5 protein-coding genes are annotated in these 2,501 nt (G+C 63.9%); all 5 read left to right on the top strand.

Features of this window, described 5'->3' with window-relative positions; all coding sequences use genetic code 11:
* On the top strand, nt 1–725 hold a 725-nt coding region (locus tag ADADOO_RS06960), incomplete at its 5' end, for a flavodoxin domain-containing protein (protein WP_511276177.1).
* Between the two features lie 111 nt (nt 726–836).
* Nucleotides 837–1,124 carry a 2Fe-2S iron-sulfur cluster-binding protein gene (locus tag ADADOO_RS06955; RefSeq protein WP_511276175.1) on the top strand — a complete coding sequence of 96 codons (288 nt, stop codon included), beginning with the start codon at nt 837–839 and terminating at the stop codon, nt 1,122–1,124.
* 86 nt (nt 1,125–1,210) lie between these two features.
* A complete protein-coding gene (locus ADADOO_RS06950) occupies nt 1,211–1,573 on the top strand; it encodes a 2Fe-2S iron-sulfur cluster-binding protein (RefSeq protein ID WP_511276173.1) in 363 nt (120 codons plus the stop codon).
* Nucleotides 1,574–1,593: 20 nt separating this feature from the next.
* Nucleotides 1,594–2,169: a nitrogen fixation protein NifQ gene (locus ADADOO_RS06945; protein WP_511276172.1), complete on the top strand. Its 576-nt coding sequence runs from the start codon at nt 1,594–1,596 to the stop codon at nt 2,167–2,169.
* A partial coding sequence (locus tag ADADOO_RS06940) for an ADP-ribosylglycohydrolase family protein (RefSeq protein ID WP_511276170.1) occupies nt 2,148–2,501 on the top strand: 354 nt, incomplete at its 3' end. The genes ADADOO_RS06945 and ADADOO_RS06940, both read left to right, overlap by 22 nt.

The raw sequence follows: 2,501 nt of genomic DNA, 5'->3' as shown, positions 1-2,501 counted from the left end.
GCGACGCCCGGCTGTTCAACGACACGGTCGGCGACTTCCGCTTCTCGTTCGAGTATTACTACGCGCACATCATGCGGCCCTTCCGCGAGTACGTGCTCGACGCCATTGCGCTGATCGAGCCGCTCGCCATCAACCTGATCGCCCCGGCGCATGGCCCGATCCTGCGCCACGCACCGCGCGACTACGTGCATCGCTACCGCGAACTGGCGACGCCGCGCCTGTTCAACGAGGCGCGCAGCGAAAAGACGCTGGTCGTCTTCTACATCTCGGCCTACGGCAACACCCGGCGCATGGCCGAGGCGCTCGCCGCCGGTGCCGAAAGCATCGCCGGCGTGCGCGTTTCGCTGTACGACCTGGAAGGCGGCGAGTCGGGCATCTTCACCGATCTTATCGAGGAAGCCGACGGCCTGGCCTTCGGCAGCCCGACGATCAATGCCGACGCCGTCAAGCCGATCTGGGATGTCCTCTCGTCGCTGACCACGGTCAACGTCAAGGGCAAGCTGGGTGCCGCTTTCGGCTCGTATGGCTGGAGCGGCGAGGCCGTGCGCCTCATCGAGGACCGCCTGCGCGGGCTCAAGCTGCGCGTTCCCGTCGAAGGGCTGCGCATCAAGCTGGTGCCCGATGCCGGTGAACTCGAGGCCTGCCGCGATCTCGGCGAACAACTGGCCCGTCACCTGACCGGCCGGGTGGAACACCGCGATATCGACATGGCGGCACTGGCATGACCGCAAGAATCATTTCTCGACGCAGAGGCGCTGAGACGCAGAGAAAGGCTTTGCCTGTTTTTTCCGCCGCGTCTCTGCGTCTCTGCGTCAAAAACACAAAAGGAAATCGCCATGCCTAAAGCAAAAGTCACCTTTCAGGATATCGGCGTCACGGTCACCGTGCCGGCCGGTACCCGACTCATCGAGGTCTCGGAAAAAGTCGGCGCCGGCATCACCTACGGCTGCCGCGAAGGCGAGTGCTGCACCTGCCTGACCAAGATCGTCTCCGGCGGCGAATTCCTCGCCCCGCCAAGCATCCTCGAAGACCAGGTATTGAAAGACAACATGGCCCCGCGCGGCCACCGCCTGGCCTGCCAGGCACAGATCATCGGCGGTGAAATCATTGTGAAACCAGCCTGACCGCCCGACCCGAACAAGATTAAAAGCAAACGCCCAACCGCATCAGAGAAAACTCAAATCAACCCGCTCTCCTGGAGAACCCCAAAATGGCCCTCATCACATTCACCAGCCCGCTGCACAAGGACAAGACGGTCTATGCCGTCGCCGGCAGCCACACCCAGACCATCCTCGATCTGGCCAAGGAACACCACATCCCGATCGACTTCGGTTGCCAGGAAGGCAACTGCGGCACCTGCCTGGTCAAGGTTTCGTCAGTTGACGGCAAACGCGCCCCGATGGGCGGCCCGCTCAATGTCCGCGAAGTCGCCGCCCTGCTTGAACTCGGCCACATCACCAAGGCCGAGGTCGACAAGATGTACGTCGATGACATCCCGCCGACCCAATGGCGCCTGGCCTGCCAGATGATCATCCGCGACGAAGACATCCTGGTCGAATATCCGAGCAAGTAAGCACAAGCAATGAGCGTGACATGAACGGTCCGGATCGACTTCCTTACCGCACCACCCTGTTCGCCGAGCTGCTCGCCATGCCGGCGGCGACGGCAAAGGCTGCGGCCGATCCGAATCGTCCGCTGCTGGCCAGCATGGTCGCCGGCCAGATTGCCGATACGGGTTGCCTGCCGGCCGATCTCGGGCTGGGCAAGGCCGTTCATGCCGCGCTGCTTCACAGCTATTTTCCCGGGTTCGATGTCAGCGGCCCATCGCGCGCCGTCGAAGCCATTCCCGAATGGGCAGACCTGCAAAAGCTGCTGCTCGACCATCGTGCCGGCGAATACCCGTCCGAACGACCCATCGCCAACATCGTCGCCACGGCCTGCGCCGGCCGCGACCATCTCTGGCAGGATCTCGGACTGGCCAATCGCGACGAACTGAGCAAACTCATGTGGGTCAATTTTCCGGCCCTCGCCCGCGCCAACACCGGCGATATGAAGTGGAAGAAATTCCTCTACCGCCAGGTCTGCTCGCGCGAAGGCATCTACGTCTGCCCCGCCCCCTCGTGCGGGGTTTGCAAGGATTACACCCAATGTTTTGGACCGGAGAACTGATCGCCCGGACCGCGCCGGTGCGCCGCCGCCCCGGGCCGGCCTATGCGCCGCCTGTCGACCGCGGCATGGCGGCCTATCTCGGCCTGGCCATTGGCGATGCGCTGGGCGCCACGGTCGAATTTCTGACCCCCAACGAAATCCGCCACCAGATCGGCGTGCACAGCGACATCACCGGCGGTGGCTGGCTGCGCCTGAAAGCCGGCAAGGTCACCGACGATACGACGATGGCCCTGGCCCTCGGCGAATCGATTCTCGCCGCTGGCTGCGTCGACGCGCTGGCCGCGGCCGAAGCCTTCGATGCCTGGATGCGGGCCAAGCCGGTCGACATCGGC

Origin of the sequence: Azonexus sp. (assembly GCF_036170495.1) — a bacterium.
Lineage (GTDB): Bacteria > Pseudomonadota > Gammaproteobacteria > Burkholderiales > Rhodocyclaceae > Azonexus.
This window is presented reverse-complemented; position numbering and strand designations above follow the sequence as displayed.

Coding starts and splice junctions, on each gene's coding strand:
- ADADOO_RS06955 (WP_511276175.1), top strand. CDS start 837: ATGCCTAAAGCAAAAGTCACCTTTCAGGATATCGGCGTCACGGTCACC.
- ADADOO_RS06950 (WP_511276173.1), top strand. CDS start 1,211: ATGGCCCTCATCACATTCACCAGCCCGCTGCACAAGGACAAGACGGTC.
- ADADOO_RS06945 (WP_511276172.1), top strand. CDS start 1,594: ATGAACGGTCCGGATCGACTTCCTTACCGCACCACCCTGTTCGCCGAG.